This is a genomic window from Methylophaga sp. SB9B, assembly GCF_004832235.1.
In the GTDB taxonomy this organism is placed as follows: Bacteria; Pseudomonadota; Gammaproteobacteria; order Nitrosococcales; family Methylophagaceae; genus Methylophaga; species Methylophaga muralis.
In genome coordinates this window covers 186,903-202,165 of sequence record NZ_SSXS01000006.1, presented here as the reverse complement: position 1 = coordinate 202,165, position 15,263 = coordinate 186,903, and the positions used below count along the sequence as shown (strand labels likewise).

Sequence of the window (15,263 nt, the reverse complement as noted above, 5' to 3'; positions counted from 1 at the left end):
CATATCTAATGCAACAAGTGTTGTATCAGCTTGGTTCAGGAAGATTTTGCCATCGCCATAAGACAGACCACGGTTAACGGTATCGCAGCACATGACTGGTACAGTTTCATCGTAGTTTTGTTTTGGCTCATATTTCCAGATGATGGCGCCATCGTTGTTCAGGTCAAGAGCAAAAACGATGTTTGGGAACGCTGTATGAACGTACATAGTGCCGTCCATGACCAAAGCATTACCTTCGTGGCCACGTAAAACACCAGTTGAGAAAGACCAAGCCATTTTCAAATCTTTGACATTGTCTTTAGTAATTTGAGACAGTTCGCTATAACGAGTGTTTGCATAGTTACCTGCAGGCATCACCCAGTTATTAGCATTTTTTTGCATTTCGATGAGTTCATCGGCAGCAACCAGACCTGGTGCTACTAAACCCATCATTGCGATTGATAATGTTTTCAGCTTCATAAAGTTGTCCTCTATAGTTTTTATCGTTCATGACGCCAGCGTCGCTGTTCTTTCATGAGGTTGTGACTTTATTCCGATTTTGCCTGAGAATCATTAGGAACCAATCACTCTGATATCGGGATTTTTTCCCGAACAAGGAAGATCTTCCCGTTATTCCTCAGTTTCGTGCCTATAGAGGGTGAGAAAATTAATGACTTTTTATGACGTTATATTTGATTGCAAGCCGCACTAACTCTACAGATGAGTGAAAACCAAGCTTCTGTTTGAGCATCGTTTGGTAATTCGCGACAGTTTTGTGGCCTAAATTCAGAGTTTCGGCGATATATTCCAGTGGATGACCTTCAGCGAGCAGCCTGAAAACTTCAAATTCTCGTACCGTTAATCGCTGAATCGGGTCCTCTGAACCGGAGACACTTTGCAAGGCAATTCGCTGAGCCATTTCCGAGCTGAGATAACTTTTACCTTCCATAACCTGTCGGATGGCTTTGACAATATCGTCCGCATCGCCAGACTTTGCCAGGTAAGCCGCTGCACCAGCACTCATAGACTGAACTGCCAAGGTGACGTTTTCATGCATGGAAACATGATGACCCGAGCCTTGTTATAACGAACCAAAATACGCCGCAACGCTTCAAGACCACCAATACCCGGCATGCTCATATCCATGATGAGAATATCGGGATCAAGTTCTGTGTACATTTGATAAGCCTGCTCACCACTAATGGCTTCGCCGACAATATGCATATCATCATTTCGTTCAAGCATTCGTGCTAAGCCAGATCTGACCACTTCATGATCATCAGCCAATAAAATTCTTATTTCATTTTTCATTCAGCAACACCTTGGGTAGGAAAGCTCGCAGATAACGCGACTCCTTTGCCAGGTCCAGTAGCTATATCAAAACTACCTGACAACGCTTCTACTCGCTCTCGCATTCCAGTTAAACCATAACCATTATTTGAAAGTTCGGGATGATAACCGTTTCCGTTATCATTTACACTTATATATACAGAGTCGTGATTGCATTGCAAATTCACATCGACTTGAACATTTTCTGCACCAGCATGCCGACTGATATTCGTCAGGCACTCTTGAACAATTCGATAAAGTGTTAACTGCCGCGTTTCATCCAGCTGATTGAAGTCCCCCTCTATTAATAGAGTGGCGTGATGATGAGGATGACGAATGACCCAATCATTAAATAATTCTGTCACTGCTCCTTTTACGCCTAATTCGGTTAACTCGGGTGGACGCAAGCGCTGCAACATAGAGCGGACAATAGTAGTCATGCGGCTATGCACTGAATCAATTGCCGCCGCGCTGGTTTTGGCTTCATCAAGAGAGGCAGAATGTTTTATGTTGTTTAAATCAAATTGTATTGCAGTTAAATGTTGGCCAATCTCATCATGTAATTCAGCCGATAAGCGCTTACGTTCGGATTCCTGAATGGTCATTAACTGCTGATTCAGCACATCAACCTTTTGATCGGTATCTACATAGCGTTGTTTTAACAGTTTGAGTTGCTTATTTACTGCCAGTAATTGGTTTAATCTTAACAAAGCAAACGGAGAGCGTGAGGGTTGTGTGTGCTGATTTTTCTTTGGCAACATGTCTGTTACCGGCCACAGAATCAGTGAGGCAATTATGGCAATAATCAAACTACCTATAAAAAAAGTCAAAATCAGCGGCATCAATGATTTTTTAATATAGGCATGAATATCGTTCCATTCAGCACGAAAATTGGGACTTATCACAATATCCCCTTTGTGCTGCCCAGCAATGATAATCGGGGTGATGATGACTTCAGTATGGCCTAAGTATGTTTTCAGACGTTTTTCCAACCAAAGGGGCAGACCTGTAGGAAGATTAGCGGTGGTGGGATGGTTCGAATCAAGTAACACACCATTGTTTGCAATCAGCTCAATATCGACGTGTGAGATATCGTGGAGATCTTTGAGGTGAAACAGTGATGACCATTCAGAAAGTGATAAATCTTGTTGAGATAATGCCATTTCTACCCGGGCGATTTGTGCTTCGATGACATAATTCGCCACTTCTGTCGAAACATCCAGTTCATGATCAACTCGAAGACGAATATCATCAAGTGTACTTTTAACACCAAGGCCACACATGATGATAAATACCATCACGATGATCAGATTGACTTGGAGTATCAAATTCACCTGTTAAAGATCCTTACACCAACGCTACATAAAACAGAAAATGAACAAGATTATAGTATGTGCGTAAGGATCTGCAGCTTTAAGCACATTAAGAATGTGAGCTAGCCACCATAAAAACTGGTTGCTGATTACAAATCAGGAAAGCAAGACGTTCGCTTCAGAGCGTTTTTTGCTAGACGTAGTGCGGCATCAAATACAGCTATATCAAGCTTCCAGCAAACCACTGCGAATTGCTAAACGAGCTAATTCTGCTGAATTTGATACGTTGAGCTTTTGTTTAATATTGGTATGGTGTGTTCCAACTGTTTTTGGACTTAAATTCAAAATATCCGCAATTTCGTTCACTGTTTTACCCTCAGCCAGCAGTCTGAATACTTCAAACTCACGCTGACTTAGCACATCAAGCGGATTCTCTGAGCCGGTTAATTTCTGCATGGCAAGTTGCTGAGCAATTTCAGGAGCGATACAGGTGCGTCCCTGTGAAACCATTTCAACAGCTTTCAACATGGCTTCTGGTGCACTTCGTTTGGGAATAAAACCCAAAGCTCCCGCCTGCATTGCACGGGTGGTAAAGACACTATCTTCATGAACACTTAATACTAAAATTTTCGCTGTCGGTTCACGAGCAATAATTCGCTCTATAGCTCCGACACCACCAATGCCCGGCATGGAAATATCCATCACCACGACATTTGGATGATACTTTGCAAAATCCTGCACCGCCTGTTCGCCCGATCCGGCTTCAGCCACTACCTGAAATTTTTCACCATCTTCCAGTAAGCGACGAAAGCCGGCGCGAACCAATTCATGATCATCAACCAGTAATACCGTTATTTTATTTAGACTCATGGTGAACATTTACCCCCAATGGTATGGTGATGGTCAGATTGACACCGGCGCCCAACTGACTTTGTAGATCAAATTTTCCTCCTAGACTTTGCGCTCTTTCACGCATGCCTAGCAAACCAAAATCCACATCCGAGTGAAAATCGTTAACGACCATGCCTTTGCCGTCGTCTCGAATATTGATGGTTAACTGTTCCGTCGCTTCGTTTTTATCCCGTATCACGCTAACCATAATATTTTCAGCATCTGAGTGTCGAACCGCATTGGTTAATGCTTCCTGTACCACACGAAACACCGTCATATTAGTGGATTCATCAAAGCCATTTAACTGGCCATCAGTAATCAAATTAAAGTGAATGTCAGGCTGACGTTGCTGCCACTTGCTGATGCTTTCTTCCAAGGTAGCCATTAATCCTAAATCGTCTAATGGACTAGGGCGTAGACGGGTAATCATATTGTGCACAACATCATAAATATGGCTGGCGGTATCGATGATCGCCTGAGCGCTTTGGAAAATTTTATTATCGGTAGTTTCTGAACGATTACGGATTAACACCGCATCGGTTTTAATCGCTGTTAAGCACTGCCCTAATTCATCGTGTAACTCACGAGCCAGGTGACGGCGTTCTGCTTCTTGAACCTGATTCATGTGATTGGTTAACAAGCGAGTTTCATAGAGTTGAGCACGAGCTTTTTCGGCTTGTTTATGTTCAGTGATATCACGCAAAGTACAAATCATACCGGCAACACAGCCATCATTTTCCGTTAGCGGAACAGTTGAGATTAATAAAGAAAGTAATTCGTCATTACTGCGTTTGAGCGTAGTTTCTAGATTTTCAACTGATTCAAAACCATTTAATACTGAAATAATGCTGTTTCGGTCTTGTTGAAATGGCATCGAGGCAAGAGACTCACCTAATAAATTCGGTATATCGGCAAATAATCGTTCTGCTGCTGCATTACAGAAAGTAATGTAACCAGCATGGTCTAAGGAAAGGATGGCATCTCCGGATTGCTTGACTAACATCGCCAGGCGGCGGTTTTCGGTTGAGCTTTGCTCCAAAGCATCACCAACCCGGTTGAAACTCTGACTGATTTGGTCCATTTCTTTCAATGAAAAACGTGGCAGCCGCATGTGCAGATCACCACGCTCAAATCCGGCTAGAGCATCCAGCAAACGTTGCAATGGTCTAATGACCCAGCCGACTCCCCAATAAATTAGGAAAGCTACTATCACAAAGATAATCATACCAAGCGCCATAATGGCGCGGACATCTTGCCAACGCTCACTGATTTCCATTAGTGGCGCAGGATAAATCACCATATGACCAGAGCCGAAACGCTTTGATAGAGGTGAGACATCGGGGAACAATAATTTTACAAACCATACAGGTGGTTGAACTGCTAACTCCCTGTCCGGCATACCCTCAAACATCAAGCCTTGCCGATCAAACAGGAGAATATGCAAACTGCGGATCTCACTTAATGCACGAACCAATTCATGCATGTGTTCACTGACGCTGGTATCTCTAGCCAGCGCACCGCCCGCCAGCGTAACGGTAATAATATGTGCTGTCGCATCCATGGTGGAAATGACTTCGGCTTCAACAGAACGTTTAGCATTGGTTATCAGAATTACCGCACTACCCAACATTGATAGCAACAGCAATAGAGCAAAAATAAATTAGCGCGAAGTTTCAGACTCATACGACGGTGGTTTCCGCAGTTCCCTTAGCCCCAACATTATCCACCCAACGTAAGCGTATGACATCCCCTGCTTCACCACCGATCAACTGAAACGCAAAATATGGATTACGCGAAGTCGCTGTCCCACATTTGATGGTTAAGACTTCATCTTCGTTGCGCCAACAGCGAATATCCTGAATGAACTCTGCCGGGATCAGTTCATCTTGCTCATTCTTGCCACGGCCTGTGTGCATGGGATGCGCGAGTAAAATTCTCACTACAGTATTGCCATCCTGCAGTTTGGCCCGAATTCTGTCTCTGGATTTTATGGCCATCAGGCACACCCGCCAATATCAATTTCAACATAACGACTGGTTCGGTAAAGCTTATCGTCCGCTTTGACCATGGCAATGACTTCTGAATCTTCGGCAACTTTGAGCATTGTTTTAAATGGAAAACTCATCGCAGATGTTGGTTCAAGCGCCATGGCTAGAGGAAATGGGTTTTTTTCAACTAAAAAAGCCACACGTTGAATATTTTGTAAGCTGCTGCTGATTTCAACCGGCACTGTCGCCCCGTTCACAGCATAAGTCGGTGGTGATCCAATAGTAAATTGAATCGCCTCATCATTGACCTCTTCAGCTTCTCCAAGGAACGTTAAAATAGCATCTTCTAGGGTTTCGGCATTGAAGGCATCTTGTGGCCAATGTGCTAGCAGCACCCGAGGAATCGTCAAACCACTCGCGGCAACTAAAGCCAATGTCGAAGCAGATATGGATTGTTTAATTAACTTACGACGCTTTTCGTCAAATTTTTCGGTCATCGCACTTGTTCCATCATCGCCAAATCCATTTCAATCTGCCGTAACCTTGAACTGATTTTAGAGAGTTCAAATTCATCGCCACGAGCATAATCTGCAGCAATACGTAATTGATCAGCGGCTTGCATTAATCTTCCTGAGCTGTGGTAATGCTCGGCCAGCCAGACATGCGACTGACTTTTCTGCCCCATATCACCGTAAGCTTGGGCCAACAACCTATACAAAGTTGCAGACGACTCACCAATATCTAACTGGCGTTGCAAAATGGGAATCGCTCTTTGTGGTTGATTTGCTCTTAACAATGCCTGCACCTGTTTGATAGATAGAGCCCAATCATCAGGATAAACCCTTTGAAAATCATTGTAGATAGCCAGTGCTGCATCCATTCTTCCCAAGGCAATTTCAATATCAGCCAACGCCAGATGATAGCTCAACCGATTATCATCTAAATCAATTAAGCCATTAACTAAATCGCGAGCCTGCGTCAGATTACCGTTTTTTAATAACGCCAAAGCATAACCATAACGTGTAATAGATTGATCTTCTGACGGTGTTTCTTTCAATTTATCTTCGTAGGTTTTTATCAACTCACGCATATTGGTTGATGACATCACGCGTAACTTTTCACGCATCAGATAAAACTGTTCAACATCTCTCAGTTGAGGGCGAGGTTCATAATTTGCAGCGCGGCCTCTGGCATCTGCAATACGAGACACTGTAATCGGGTGAGTTCGGAGAAATTCAGGTATTTGGCTGCCACCATAAAAGCGGCCAGCAACTTGTAGGCGTTCAAAAAAGCGTGGCATTGCATGTGGATCAAACCCGGCATTTACTAAGGTTTGCATGCCCAGATTATCGGCTTCAGCTTCATGCGCTCGACTATAATCCAGTTGCATCTGCACATTCCCAGCCTGTACAGCCATGATTGCCGCAGAACCAACACTTGGATCGGCCACACCCAACAAGGCCGCCGCAATCATTGCAGCTGTCATTGGCACACTCATGCGTTTGGAGCGCTCAAAGTTACGCAAAATATGTCGCTGGGTAACGTGGGCTATCTCATGCGCCAGAACCGACGCTAATTCAGCTTCTTCTTCACTGGTTAACATCAAACCAGTATTAATCCCGATAAATCCGCCTGGAGCGCAAACGCGTTCACCGAGGTGTCTGGCACGACAAAAAAAGTAAATGGACGACCCGGATCATCGCTGTTCGCCACCAATCTATTTCCAAGCGAGCGTATGTAGCTATTAACTTCCGGATCCTCAACCAGTGTGACAGTTTGTTGTAGCCGCCAGTAAAAGGATTGACCGACCTGATACTCTTCAATAGGCGATACTAATGCACCGGCACTATCGCCCATCTCAGGTAGCGCAATGTCTAAATTAGCCTGGGCTGTATTCGCGCAGCTAAATAAAAAAATAAATGTAGCGATCAAATTTTTCATAACGCCTATAGACCTTGGCTTATTAAGGCCGGTTCCGCAAAGACAAAAACGCCACTTGCGTTTATTATGTAAACGCATATGTTAAAGGAAATCAGTATGTCAGATTTTGATACAGAAATTGATACCTCGGGCTTAAACTGTCCGCTTCCAGTGCTCAAAGCTCGCAAAATGCTTAATGAAATGACCTCTGCGCAGCGACTTCGACTCATCTGTACCGATAAAGGTGCGCTAAAAGATATTCCGGCTTTTTGCAAAATGACTGGCAATCCGCTGTTAAGCAGCGAAGAAACTGACGGAAAGCTGTATTTCATCATTGAAAAAGGGGCATAAAGCATGGCTAAGAAACTCGCCATCATCGCCAGTAAAGGCACGTTGGACGGCGCTTATCCTCCATTTTTGCTGGCGTCAACTGCCGCAGCATTAGGTTTTGAAGCGAAAATATTTTTTACCTTTTATGGTTTGCAGTTACTGAAAAACGATTTATCACTCAAAGTATCGCCTTTGGGTAACCCAGCCATGCCGATGCCGGTTCCAGTGCCCAGCATCGTACAGATTATTCCTGGTCTTGAAGCTTTTGCCACCTGGATGATGCAACGCAAGCTCAAAAAGAAGGGCGTCGCCAGCGTCGCTGAATTACGTGAAATCTGCCTGGAATCTGGCGTTGAATTAATTGCCTGTCAAATGACAGTGGATTTATTCGATTTTAAAAACTCGGATTTCATCGATGGCATAAGTCATGGTGGAGCAGCTACCTTTCTGGAATTTGCCAGTGAAGCCGACATCACACTATATATATAGATACTTTATTCTTTAAAATTAAGAACGGGAAGCAGCTTTATGCAATTTGTCTGGAAAACTTTTCTAAAAGGTTTGGCAACGGTACTCCCGGTCACACTAACGTTGTATTTGATTTATTGGTTGGCCGTCTCCGCGGAACAAGCCTTGCGTCCCATGATGATTGCTATTTTGCCCTATGATTTTTACTGGCCAGGGCTGGGTTTATTAGCTGCTATTGGCTTAATTTTTGTTATCGGCATCGCCGTAAATGCCTGGTTGGTAAAACGTCTGTTCGATATCGGTGAATCCATATTAGATCGCATACCGCTGGTCAAATCGATTCATGGTGCATTGCGCGATTTCACCAAATTCTTCTCTCGTGAGAAGCAACAGGACAATCTGAATCATGCCGTGGCGGTTACTATTGGTGGCGTGCAATTTATTGGCTTTCTGGTGAAAGACGATGTCAGTCATTTGCTCGAAATGACCCAGGATGAAGAAGAGGAAAATGATCTGGTAGCGGTTTATCTGCCGCTGAGTTATCAGATTGGTGGCTACACCATCTGTCTGCCACGCGAACAAGTCAGATCATTAAAAATGTCTAACGAAGACACTATGCGATGGATTTTGACGGCAGGCTTGTCAGATAGCGAGACAGAATCGCACCAATCAAAAATAATTCTTCAGAAATAAGCCTTATCAAACTGTTAACTGACAAAGGAATGTCTTTGCTCTATCAACGTTACCTTCCCTACGTCGTTTTGGGATTATTATTTTTACCTGGGTTCAGTCTGGCTGAACCCGCTAAAAAAAACTGTGATTCGTTATTTTGCTACAGCAGCAAAGATGATTTCTTTCAATTTGAAAGCGGCACCCGCTTGCAGTTGGATCGGGGAGTTTTTATTAACGATAGTCGCACCGATTTTGATAACGAATGGAATGTTCGACGTGCTCGACTCTCCAGCAGTGCTCAAATCGGAGAGCATCTTTCTATCGATTTTACTTATGACTTTGCCAGGGATGATCGTTCAGCGATTCGTAATGCGTTTATCCGCTATACCAGCGCCAACAACACCCGCTTTACTGTAGGTCATTTTAAAGAACCGTTTGGCATGGAGCGGCTGACAAGTGTGCAGGATTTGGCTTTTCTCGAACGCTCGCTAGTCAGTCTGTTGACACCACCCAGATCATTAGGGGTTGAGCTTCACAAACACACACACCATTGGACAGCAGCGGCTGGCATGTTCACAACAGGCACTGAAAGCAGTAGCAACGATACAAAATTTGGCACCTCAGCCCGCGTTACATTCGCCCCACAAAGCGATGCTGGCAGAATAGTTCATTTCGGTTTAGGTATTGCGCATCGAAATACCGATAGCCAACAAGAAGTTCGTTTTCGCCAACGCCCTGAAACGAGAAATACCGATATTCGATTAATCGACACGCGAACCTTTATTGCCGATAGCTACACCTATTTAGGAATAGAATCTGCTATCGCCAGAGGTCCGTGGGCGCTGCAAGCTGAATATATTTACAGTCATGTTGGCAAAGCCCGAATCAATGAAACTGACTCCGGCGAAAATATTCATTTTAGTGGCTGGCATATTGATTTAACCTGGATTGCCAGCGGTGAACCACAACCATACAACCATGAAAAAGGTACTTTTGGACGGTTAAGACCGGCCCATTCTGTCCAACATGGTGGCTGGGGTGCTTGGCGATTAGGCATGCGATTAAGCGAGTTGGATTTAACTAATCACCCAATTACTGGTGGACGTCAACAAAACCTGACTACAGGGCTCACTTGGGTATTAAACCGAAATATCAGTCTTAGCAGCGAATATGTAAAGGTTCTGAAAGTTGATGGCGGAGAATTCACCAACGCCTCCCCCGCTATTTTCCAATCACGACTGCAAATAATTTATTAATATTTTTGGTGTCCCCGATGCGATTCGAACGCATGACCTTCCCCTTAGGAGGGGGACGCTCTATCCATCTGAGCTACAGGGACATCGGCGGTGATTATAGCAGTCAGGGTCGTGGCTATGAACTATGAGGTCCGTTTGGGATGAATCATACGTTAACGACGTATTGGGTTTAAGGCTTAACTTCAGTTTTTAATCAAGGAAAATACTGATTCCTGTCGAGCAATATCCGCTACAGAACCTGCAGCGAGATGCCTATTATGTGAATCGTACCAAGCAGCATTTTTCTCACTCAGGAGTTACGATCATGTGGACTAAACCAGAATACTCAGATATGCGTTTCGGCTTTGAAGTTACTATGTACATCTGTAACCGTTAAACGAAACTGCTTTAACAAAGAGGCCCCTGCAAAGGGGCTTTTTTGTGTCTTAAGTTTGCTGAGGTTTTGCTATTGCAGAAAGCCTATACTGCATCTTTAGAATATTTACTAAACACCGATTCTGAATTTATTAAGCACTGGAGAACCACTATGTCACGCCTTCCACAATGTCGTATTGAACAAGTTGGTCCAACGCTTTTTATCATTCACTCAGAGATTGATGGAGTGCAACAAGCGGTTGATAAAAAGTTTGAGAGTCACCAACAGGCGCTTGACTATATTTTGGCTCAAGGCTGGCAGGTGCAACGTGAAAGACCAACCGACTCCATGATCATTGCTTCAAGATTTTTAAAACCTTGATAAAGCAAAAAATCACTGATTAGCGATTGCTGCCGTTCTTAACATACCAATCATCGCTGACGAAGCGCCAATGTGGTCCGCAATAAAAATCTGCACATCCGGGAATTTAGGTCTTACCACATCAATATCATGTGGAATATCTTCGGTGACATGACGCCCGGAGTTTAGAAAGTATGGCAATACCGTAATGTGCGTCGCACCGTCATTCACACAATTTTCAATTCCATCGGCAATTAAGATGTCTGCAAGTTCTAGAAAGGCAGCTTGCACAATGTCGTAGTGCTCAGCACATTCTGATTTAAGTTTGTCGGCAAGTTCGATGACTTCATCATTTGAACGTTGGCGGCGACTGCCATGGGCAATTAGTAATAAAGCTTTCATGGATAATATGATCCTATTGAACACGTGAATTACACGTGAACAGATTATTCAGGTCTTCTGAGATTTCGATTCAAAATCATTTTTGCTAACAAAATTTATTTACCTCGATTCAAACCAAAGAGGTTATTAAGTATTTGTTCACAACTCAAATGGGATGGACAGCCATCAACAGTGTCAGCATAATGCGGTGATAAAAAGCATTCGTATTTAAACAAAATAACTGACACAGATTCAAGGGAAAGACTTCTGTTAATTAAACTGCCAATGCAGGGATGTAACGGAAGGGCAAGTTAATGAGGATCATGTCTTGGTAAACCAATATGGTCGTCCTGACAACTTAAAACCTTATGAATCGGCAAGGAGATTGAGCATTCTTAAGAAGACCAAAGAGGTGTTGATCGTCGATGATCAATCTACCGGCAGAACTATTTTGGAAAAAATAGTCTTGCAAATTGGCGAAAATATTCATGTTACGGCGCTAAGTAATTCTGCCGATGCCCTTGAGTGGCTGAATCAGCATGAGGCTGATTTGATTATAACGGATTACCGTATGCCAGAAATTGATGGCATCGAGTTTATCCGGCGCGTTCGTCAAAACCCCGATTTTCAAAGTGTTCCTATTATGATGATCACGGTGGTCAGTGAAAAAGCCGTGCGTTACGAAGCACTAGATGCTGGAGCCACTGCATTTCTGATACGTCCCATAGATCAAATAGAATGTCGCACCAGCTGTCGTAACCTGCTGCAAATGCATGAACAGCATCTCATCATTGAAGATCGCGCTAAATGGCTGGCCCGCCAGGTCGAAATCGCGACCGAACAAATCATCTTAAGAGAAAAAGAAACTATCATTCGTTTGGCCAAAGCTGGTGAATACCGTGATGAAGGCACCGGGAATCATGTTATCCGTATGGCGAAATATTCTCGTTTTATTGCTGAAGCGTTGGGTGATTTCGATGAACAGCAGTGTGAAGATCTCGAATATGCCGCCCCCATGCATGATATTGGCAAAATCGGTATTCCTGACCGGATCTTATTGAAACCTGGAAAACTGGATCCCGATGAATGGGAAATCATGAAAACTCATACCACCATCGGTCACGAAATTCTCTCTGACAGTCAATCCAAATACATGCACATTGGAGCTGTGATCGCACTGCATCATCACGAACGTTATGATGGAAAAGGTTATCCGAATCAGTTGCAGGGAGAGGAAATCCCACTGATTGCCAGAGTCGTGGCAGTGGCTGATATTTATGATGCTTTAGTCACCGAAAGACCCTATAAAAAGCCTTGGTCCAATGAAGATGCCTGCCAATATATCAAACAAAGTGCCGGAACACAGTTAGATCCGCGCTGTGTAAAAGCTTTTTTTGATCGGATTGATGCCATTCAACAAATTCAAGCTGAATATGCTGACTAGCCTTGCCCGGATACTATGAACAAAAATCTCGTCCAACCTCAAGGTGAAAAATTGCTTTCGCGACTGTTCGCCAAAATGCCAAAAACCGGAGATACCGAACCTGAACAGGCGATAAAAATCCGCCTGACATTGGGTATTGCCCTGTTAATTTATTTTTGTCTGCCATGGGGAGTTGAAAGAACCTTTGTCGAAAACCTCATCAGTTTTCCAAGCCTGATTACACTTGCTTACTATTCACTGGCATTAGTAATTGCAACGGCTTTGGTTCTCAATCCCAAGCCGTCCCCTATCCGCAGAGTGTGTGGCATTCTGCTGGACCTCACTGCACTTTCTATTGTCATGTTGATTGCCGGAGAACAAAGTGTCTTTTTGTTTGTTTTGTATCTATGGGTCATTCTAGGCAACGGCTTTCGCTTTGGGGTGAATTACCTTTATATCTCCTTAATCGTTGGCCTTATCGGCTTTACCATCGCCATTCTAAATGGTGAATATTGGCAGCATCCTCAACATGAACCATTTGGTTACAGCCTGTTATTTTTATTGCTGATCATTCCGTTGTATTCGGCTTTTCTGATTAAAAAACTGCATGTCGCTATCGCGTTATCAAAACAGGCCAATGAAGCAAAAAGTCGTTTTCTGGCTAATATGTCACATGAACTGCGCACACCATTAAACGGCGTTATCGGCATTGCCGATTTAATGGCTGAAACCCAGCTCAATAAGCAACAACATGACTTTGTTAAAATCATGAAAACTTCAGCTCATACTTTGCTGAGTCTGATTGAAAATGTGTTGGATATTGCCAAAATTGAAGCTGGCAAGATTTTAATCAGTGATAAACCTTTCGATTTACATCAATTACTGAATAGCATCATTGGCATGCAAAAGCCGATGGCGAATGCCAAAGGATTACATCTAAATTGCTATATCGACCCTGCTCTCCCCTTCTCCATCAATGGCGATTTACAACATCTCCGTCAGGTGCTGATCAATCTTATCGGTAACAGTATTAAATTTACCGACAACGGAGCCGTTAAACTCTCGGTGCAACCCAGCAATCACAAATCGAACCAACAATTGTGGATCCGCTTTGAAGTCAGTGATACCGGGATTGGCATTCCACCAGAAGCGTTGCAACGCGTCTTCGATGACTTCACTCAGATTTCACCTGATACACTGAATAAAGGTGGAACAGGCTTAGGCACCACGATTGCCAAGGAATTGGTTGAACTGATGGGCGGTGAGATTGGTGTGACCAGCGAACTGGGAGAAGGCACCCTGTTCTGGTTTGAACTGCCATTCACGGCCAATGAGACAATTGACTTAACTTTATCCGAGAGCCCTATGCTGATCTTAAGCACCACTTCACTGCATGATCTTATTAAACCTATCATCAATGGTTGGTCAGTGAATTATCAACATGTCGACACTACTGCCAAAGCCTTTTCAGCTTTAATTCGGGCAGCAGAAAGTCAAACACCTTACCAGACGGTTATGTTGGACCAAGATTGCATGCATGACATTGATCCGATCCAGTTTGCCAATATGATTCATGGTGAACCATTATTGGCCAATACCGCACTGATTTTGTTGAATCCATCAGATTTAAGTAAGCAGGATCCAAGATTACGTCATCATTTCATTTCAATTGTGCATGATGTTCAGGTGAAACCTGTTCTGTTTAATGCGATCCATGCGGCGCAAAGTAATCATGCCATTCAGGATGAAAAAGTCATTACCCTGGCTCAGCATTACGCCGCACAATCTTACGCTAAAGCATTAAATATACTGATTGCCGAAGATAATCTGGTGAACCAACAAGTTCTCGAAGGCATTCTGCGTCATGCCGGTCATTCAGTATTACTCGCCAGCAGTGGCGAGCAGGCATTGGATATTTTGAGTCAACAAATTGACAGTATTGAAATGCTGATTCTGGATATGAACATGCCGGATTATAGTGGTCCCGAAGTTATCCGAGCCATGCGTTATATGGATACCGGACACGATATCCCGATTATTATTTTAACGGCCGATGCCACGCCACAGGCCAAACAACGTTGTCTGGAAGCCGGAGCAAATGAGTTTCTCACTAAGCCAATTGATTCGCGTTCATTGCTGGAATCTATTGCCCGCCTGGCACTCAATAATCAGGACCAAGCCAAAACTCGCAAACCCGCACACCAATCTTCGGTTTCAACCCAGCAGTGGTGTGATCCGCAGATTCTAATTGAGCTATCTCAGCTGGGAGGCGGTGAAACTTTCTTAAAGCAGTTGTTTAATGGTTATAAAGAAGATGGCACTAAACATATTAAATTGATCCACCAAGCAGCACATGATGATTACCTGACTTATCGCGAAAGCTTACATGCGTTAAAAGGGTCTTCATCTGAACTAGGCGCCAATAACGTTGCCGAACTCTGCCGTCAGGGTGAATCGTATAAACCTTTTGATATCGGCTCTGTTCAGGTATTACGTCTTACTGAAAAGCTGGAACACGCTTTTTATCAAACTCTTGCCGAATTAGAGACAGCCCTTAAAGGTCAAGGGCGTTCAATAAAAGCCGACGACAGATAGCAA

18 protein-coding genes, 1 tRNA gene and 1 pseudogene are annotated in these 15,263 nt (G+C 43.7%); 8 read left to right on the top strand and 12 right to left on the bottom strand.

What is annotated here, in order from left to right; all coding sequences use genetic code 11:
* The 10 genes and pseudogenes from E8Q33_RS08680 to E8Q33_RS15980 all read right to left on the bottom strand — a co-directional run.
* Positions 1 to 459, bottom strand: a pseudogene (locus E8Q33_RS08680) (PQQ-binding-like beta-propeller repeat protein); the annotation flags it as partial.
* Positions 460 to 646: 187 nt separating this feature from the next.
* Positions 647 to 1,003, bottom strand: a complete 357-nt coding sequence (locus E8Q33_RS16745; RefSeq protein WP_371413282.1) for a LuxR C-terminal-related transcriptional regulator — start codon at positions 1,001 to 1,003, stop codon at positions 647 to 649.
* On the bottom strand, positions 1,000 to 1,290 hold the full coding sequence (locus E8Q33_RS16740; protein WP_371413281.1) for a response regulator transcription factor: 291 nt from the start codon (positions 1,288 to 1,290) through the stop codon (positions 1,000 to 1,002). The genes E8Q33_RS16745 and E8Q33_RS16740 overlap by 4 nt, the downstream gene beginning before the upstream one ends.
* Complete coding sequence (locus E8Q33_RS08670; protein WP_136554142.1) at positions 1,287 to 2,642, bottom strand: sensor histidine kinase; 1,356 nt, start codon at positions 2,640 to 2,642, stop codon at positions 1,287 to 1,289. Before E8Q33_RS08670 ends, E8Q33_RS16740 begins: the two co-directional genes overlap by 4 nt.
* Positions 2,643 to 2,846: 204 nt before the next feature.
* Positions 2,847 to 3,491, bottom strand: coding sequence for a response regulator (locus E8Q33_RS08665; protein ID WP_069296199.1), 645 nt, complete (start codon positions 3,489 to 3,491; stop codon positions 2,847 to 2,849).
* Positions 3,478 to 5,142 (bottom strand): histidine kinase, encoded by a 1,665-nt coding sequence (locus tag E8Q33_RS08660; RefSeq protein WP_247869985.1) that lies wholly within the window; start codon positions 5,140 to 5,142, stop codon positions 3,478 to 3,480. The genes E8Q33_RS08665 and E8Q33_RS08660 overlap by 14 nt, the downstream gene beginning before the upstream one ends.
* A gap of 49 nt (positions 5,143 to 5,191) precedes the next feature.
* Positions 5,192 to 5,509 carry a thiosulfate oxidation carrier complex protein SoxZ gene (soxZ, locus tag E8Q33_RS08655; RefSeq protein WP_069296190.1) on the bottom strand — a complete coding sequence of 106 codons (318 nt, stop codon included), beginning with the start codon at positions 5,507 to 5,509 and terminating at the stop codon, positions 5,192 to 5,194.
* Positions 5,509 to 5,997, bottom strand: a complete 489-nt coding sequence (locus E8Q33_RS08650; RefSeq protein WP_136554140.1) for a thiosulfate oxidation carrier protein SoxY — start codon at positions 5,995 to 5,997, stop codon at positions 5,509 to 5,511. Before E8Q33_RS08650 ends, soxZ begins: the two co-directional genes overlap by 1 nt.
* Positions 5,994 to 7,103 carry a M48 family metalloprotease gene (locus tag E8Q33_RS08645; protein WP_247869987.1) on the bottom strand — a complete coding sequence of 370 codons (1,110 nt, stop codon included), beginning with the start codon at positions 7,101 to 7,103 and terminating at the stop codon, positions 5,994 to 5,996. Before E8Q33_RS08645 ends, E8Q33_RS08650 begins: the two co-directional genes overlap by 4 nt.
* Positions 7,103 to 7,441, bottom strand: coding sequence for a hypothetical protein (locus tag E8Q33_RS15980; protein ID WP_247869984.1), 339 nt, complete (start codon positions 7,439 to 7,441; stop codon positions 7,103 to 7,105). Before E8Q33_RS15980 ends, E8Q33_RS08645 begins: the two co-directional genes overlap by 1 nt.
* Positions 7,442 to 7,537: 96 nt before the next feature.
* Between E8Q33_RS15980 and E8Q33_RS08640 the strand changes: the two genes are divergently transcribed.
* Genes E8Q33_RS08640 through E8Q33_RS08625 form a run of 4 tightly spaced genes read left to right on the top strand, consistent with a single transcriptional unit; the run spans position 7,538 to position 10,146 of the window.
* A complete protein-coding gene (locus tag E8Q33_RS08640; protein WP_069296187.1) occupies positions 7,538 to 7,771 on the top strand; it encodes a sulfurtransferase TusA family protein in 234 nt (77 codons plus the stop codon).
* A gap of 3 nt (positions 7,772 to 7,774) precedes the next feature.
* A complete protein-coding gene (locus E8Q33_RS08635; protein ID WP_069296186.1) occupies positions 7,775 to 8,239 on the top strand; it encodes a DsrE/DsrF/DrsH-like family protein in 465 nt (154 codons plus the stop codon).
* Between the two features lie 39 nt (positions 8,240 to 8,278).
* A complete protein-coding gene (locus E8Q33_RS08630) occupies positions 8,279 to 8,911 on the top strand; it encodes a DUF502 domain-containing protein (RefSeq protein ID WP_069296185.1) in 633 nt (210 codons plus the stop codon).
* Positions 8,912 to 8,940: 29 nt separating this feature from the next.
* Positions 8,941 to 10,146: an OprO/OprP family phosphate-selective porin gene (locus tag E8Q33_RS08625; protein ID WP_136554138.1), complete on the top strand. Its 1,206-nt coding sequence runs from the start codon at positions 8,941 to 8,943 to the stop codon at positions 10,144 to 10,146.
* A gap of 6 nt (positions 10,147 to 10,152) precedes the next feature.
* On the opposite strand, the gene E8Q33_RS08620 is transcribed toward E8Q33_RS08625, so the two are convergent.
* Positions 10,153 to 10,229: transfer RNA gene (locus tag E8Q33_RS08620), tRNA-Arg, on the bottom strand.
* A 221-nt stretch (positions 10,230 to 10,450) separates the two neighbouring features.
* Between E8Q33_RS08620 and pqqA the strand changes: the two genes are divergently transcribed.
* The gene (gene pqqA / locus E8Q33_RS16545; RefSeq protein ID WP_081443609.1) at positions 10,451 to 10,522 is read left to right on the top strand and encodes a pyrroloquinoline quinone precursor peptide PqqA; all 72 of its coding nucleotides are present in this window, start codon (positions 10,451 to 10,453) and stop codon (positions 10,520 to 10,522) included.
* A 72-nt stretch (positions 10,523 to 10,594) separates the two neighbouring features.
* On the top strand, positions 10,595 to 10,882 hold the full coding sequence (locus tag E8Q33_RS08610) for a hypothetical protein (protein WP_136554136.1): 288 nt from the start codon (positions 10,595 to 10,597) through the stop codon (positions 10,880 to 10,882).
* A gap of 12 nt (positions 10,883 to 10,894) precedes the next feature.
* On the opposite strand, the gene E8Q33_RS08605 is transcribed toward E8Q33_RS08610, so the two are convergent.
* Positions 10,895 to 11,263, bottom strand: coding sequence for a sirohydrochlorin chelatase (locus E8Q33_RS08605; protein WP_069296182.1), 369 nt, complete (start codon positions 11,261 to 11,263; stop codon positions 10,895 to 10,897).
* A 307-nt stretch (positions 11,264 to 11,570) separates the two neighbouring features.
* Here E8Q33_RS08605 and E8Q33_RS08600 point away from each other — a divergent pair, with 307 nt between their 5' ends.
* Complete coding sequence (locus E8Q33_RS08600) at positions 11,571 to 12,686, top strand: HD domain-containing phosphohydrolase (protein ID WP_136554134.1); 1,116 nt, start codon at positions 11,571 to 11,573, stop codon at positions 12,684 to 12,686.
* Between the two features lie 15 nt (positions 12,687 to 12,701).
* Positions 12,702 to 15,260, top strand: coding sequence for an ATP-binding protein (locus tag E8Q33_RS08595; protein WP_136554132.1), 2,559 nt, complete (start codon positions 12,702 to 12,704; stop codon positions 15,258 to 15,260).
* Positions 15,261 to 15,263: the final 3 nt, after the last annotated feature.

Bases quoted from the DNA above. Each gene is read 5' to 3' on its own strand.
- E8Q33_RS16745 (WP_371413282.1), bottom strand. From the start codon at position 1,003: ATGAGTGCTGGTGCAGCGGCTTACCTGGCAAAGTCTGGCGATGCGGAC.
- E8Q33_RS16740 (WP_371413281.1), bottom strand. From the start codon at position 1,290: ATGAAAAATGAAATAAGAATTTTATTGGCTGATGATCATGAAGTGGTC.
- E8Q33_RS08665 (WP_069296199.1), bottom strand. From the start codon at position 3,491: ATGAGTCTAAATAAAATAACGGTATTACTGGTTGATGATCATGAATTG.
- E8Q33_RS08660 (WP_247869985.1), bottom strand. From the start codon at position 5,142: ATGTTGGGTAGTGCGGTAATTCTGATAACCAATGCTAAACGTTCTGTT.
- soxZ (WP_069296190.1), bottom strand. From the start codon at position 5,509: ATGGCCATAAAATCCAGAGACAGAATTCGGGCCAAACTGCAGGATGGC.
- E8Q33_RS08650 (WP_136554140.1), bottom strand. From the start codon at position 5,997: ATGACCGAAAAATTTGACGAAAAGCGTCGTAAGTTAATTAAACAATCC.
- E8Q33_RS08645 (WP_247869987.1), bottom strand. From the start codon at position 7,103: ATGTTAACCAGTGAAGAAGAAGCTGAATTAGCGTCGGTTCTGGCGCAT.
- E8Q33_RS15980 (WP_247869984.1), bottom strand. From the start codon at position 7,441: ATGAAAAATTTGATCGCTACATTTATTTTTTTATTTAGCTGCGCGAAT.
- E8Q33_RS08640 (WP_069296187.1), top strand. From the start codon at position 7,538: ATGTCAGATTTTGATACAGAAATTGATACCTCGGGCTTAAACTGTCCG.
- E8Q33_RS08635 (WP_069296186.1), top strand. From the start codon at position 7,775: ATGGCTAAGAAACTCGCCATCATCGCCAGTAAAGGCACGTTGGACGGC.
- E8Q33_RS08630 (WP_069296185.1), top strand. From the start codon at position 8,279: ATGCAATTTGTCTGGAAAACTTTTCTAAAAGGTTTGGCAACGGTACTC.
- E8Q33_RS08625 (WP_136554138.1), top strand. From the start codon at position 8,941: ATGTCTTTGCTCTATCAACGTTACCTTCCCTACGTCGTTTTGGGATTA.
- E8Q33_RS08605 (WP_069296182.1), bottom strand. From the start codon at position 11,263: ATGAAAGCTTTATTACTAATTGCCCATGGCAGTCGCCGCCAACGTTCA.
- E8Q33_RS08595 (WP_136554132.1), top strand. From the start codon at position 12,702: ATGAACAAAAATCTCGTCCAACCTCAAGGTGAAAAATTGCTTTCGCGA.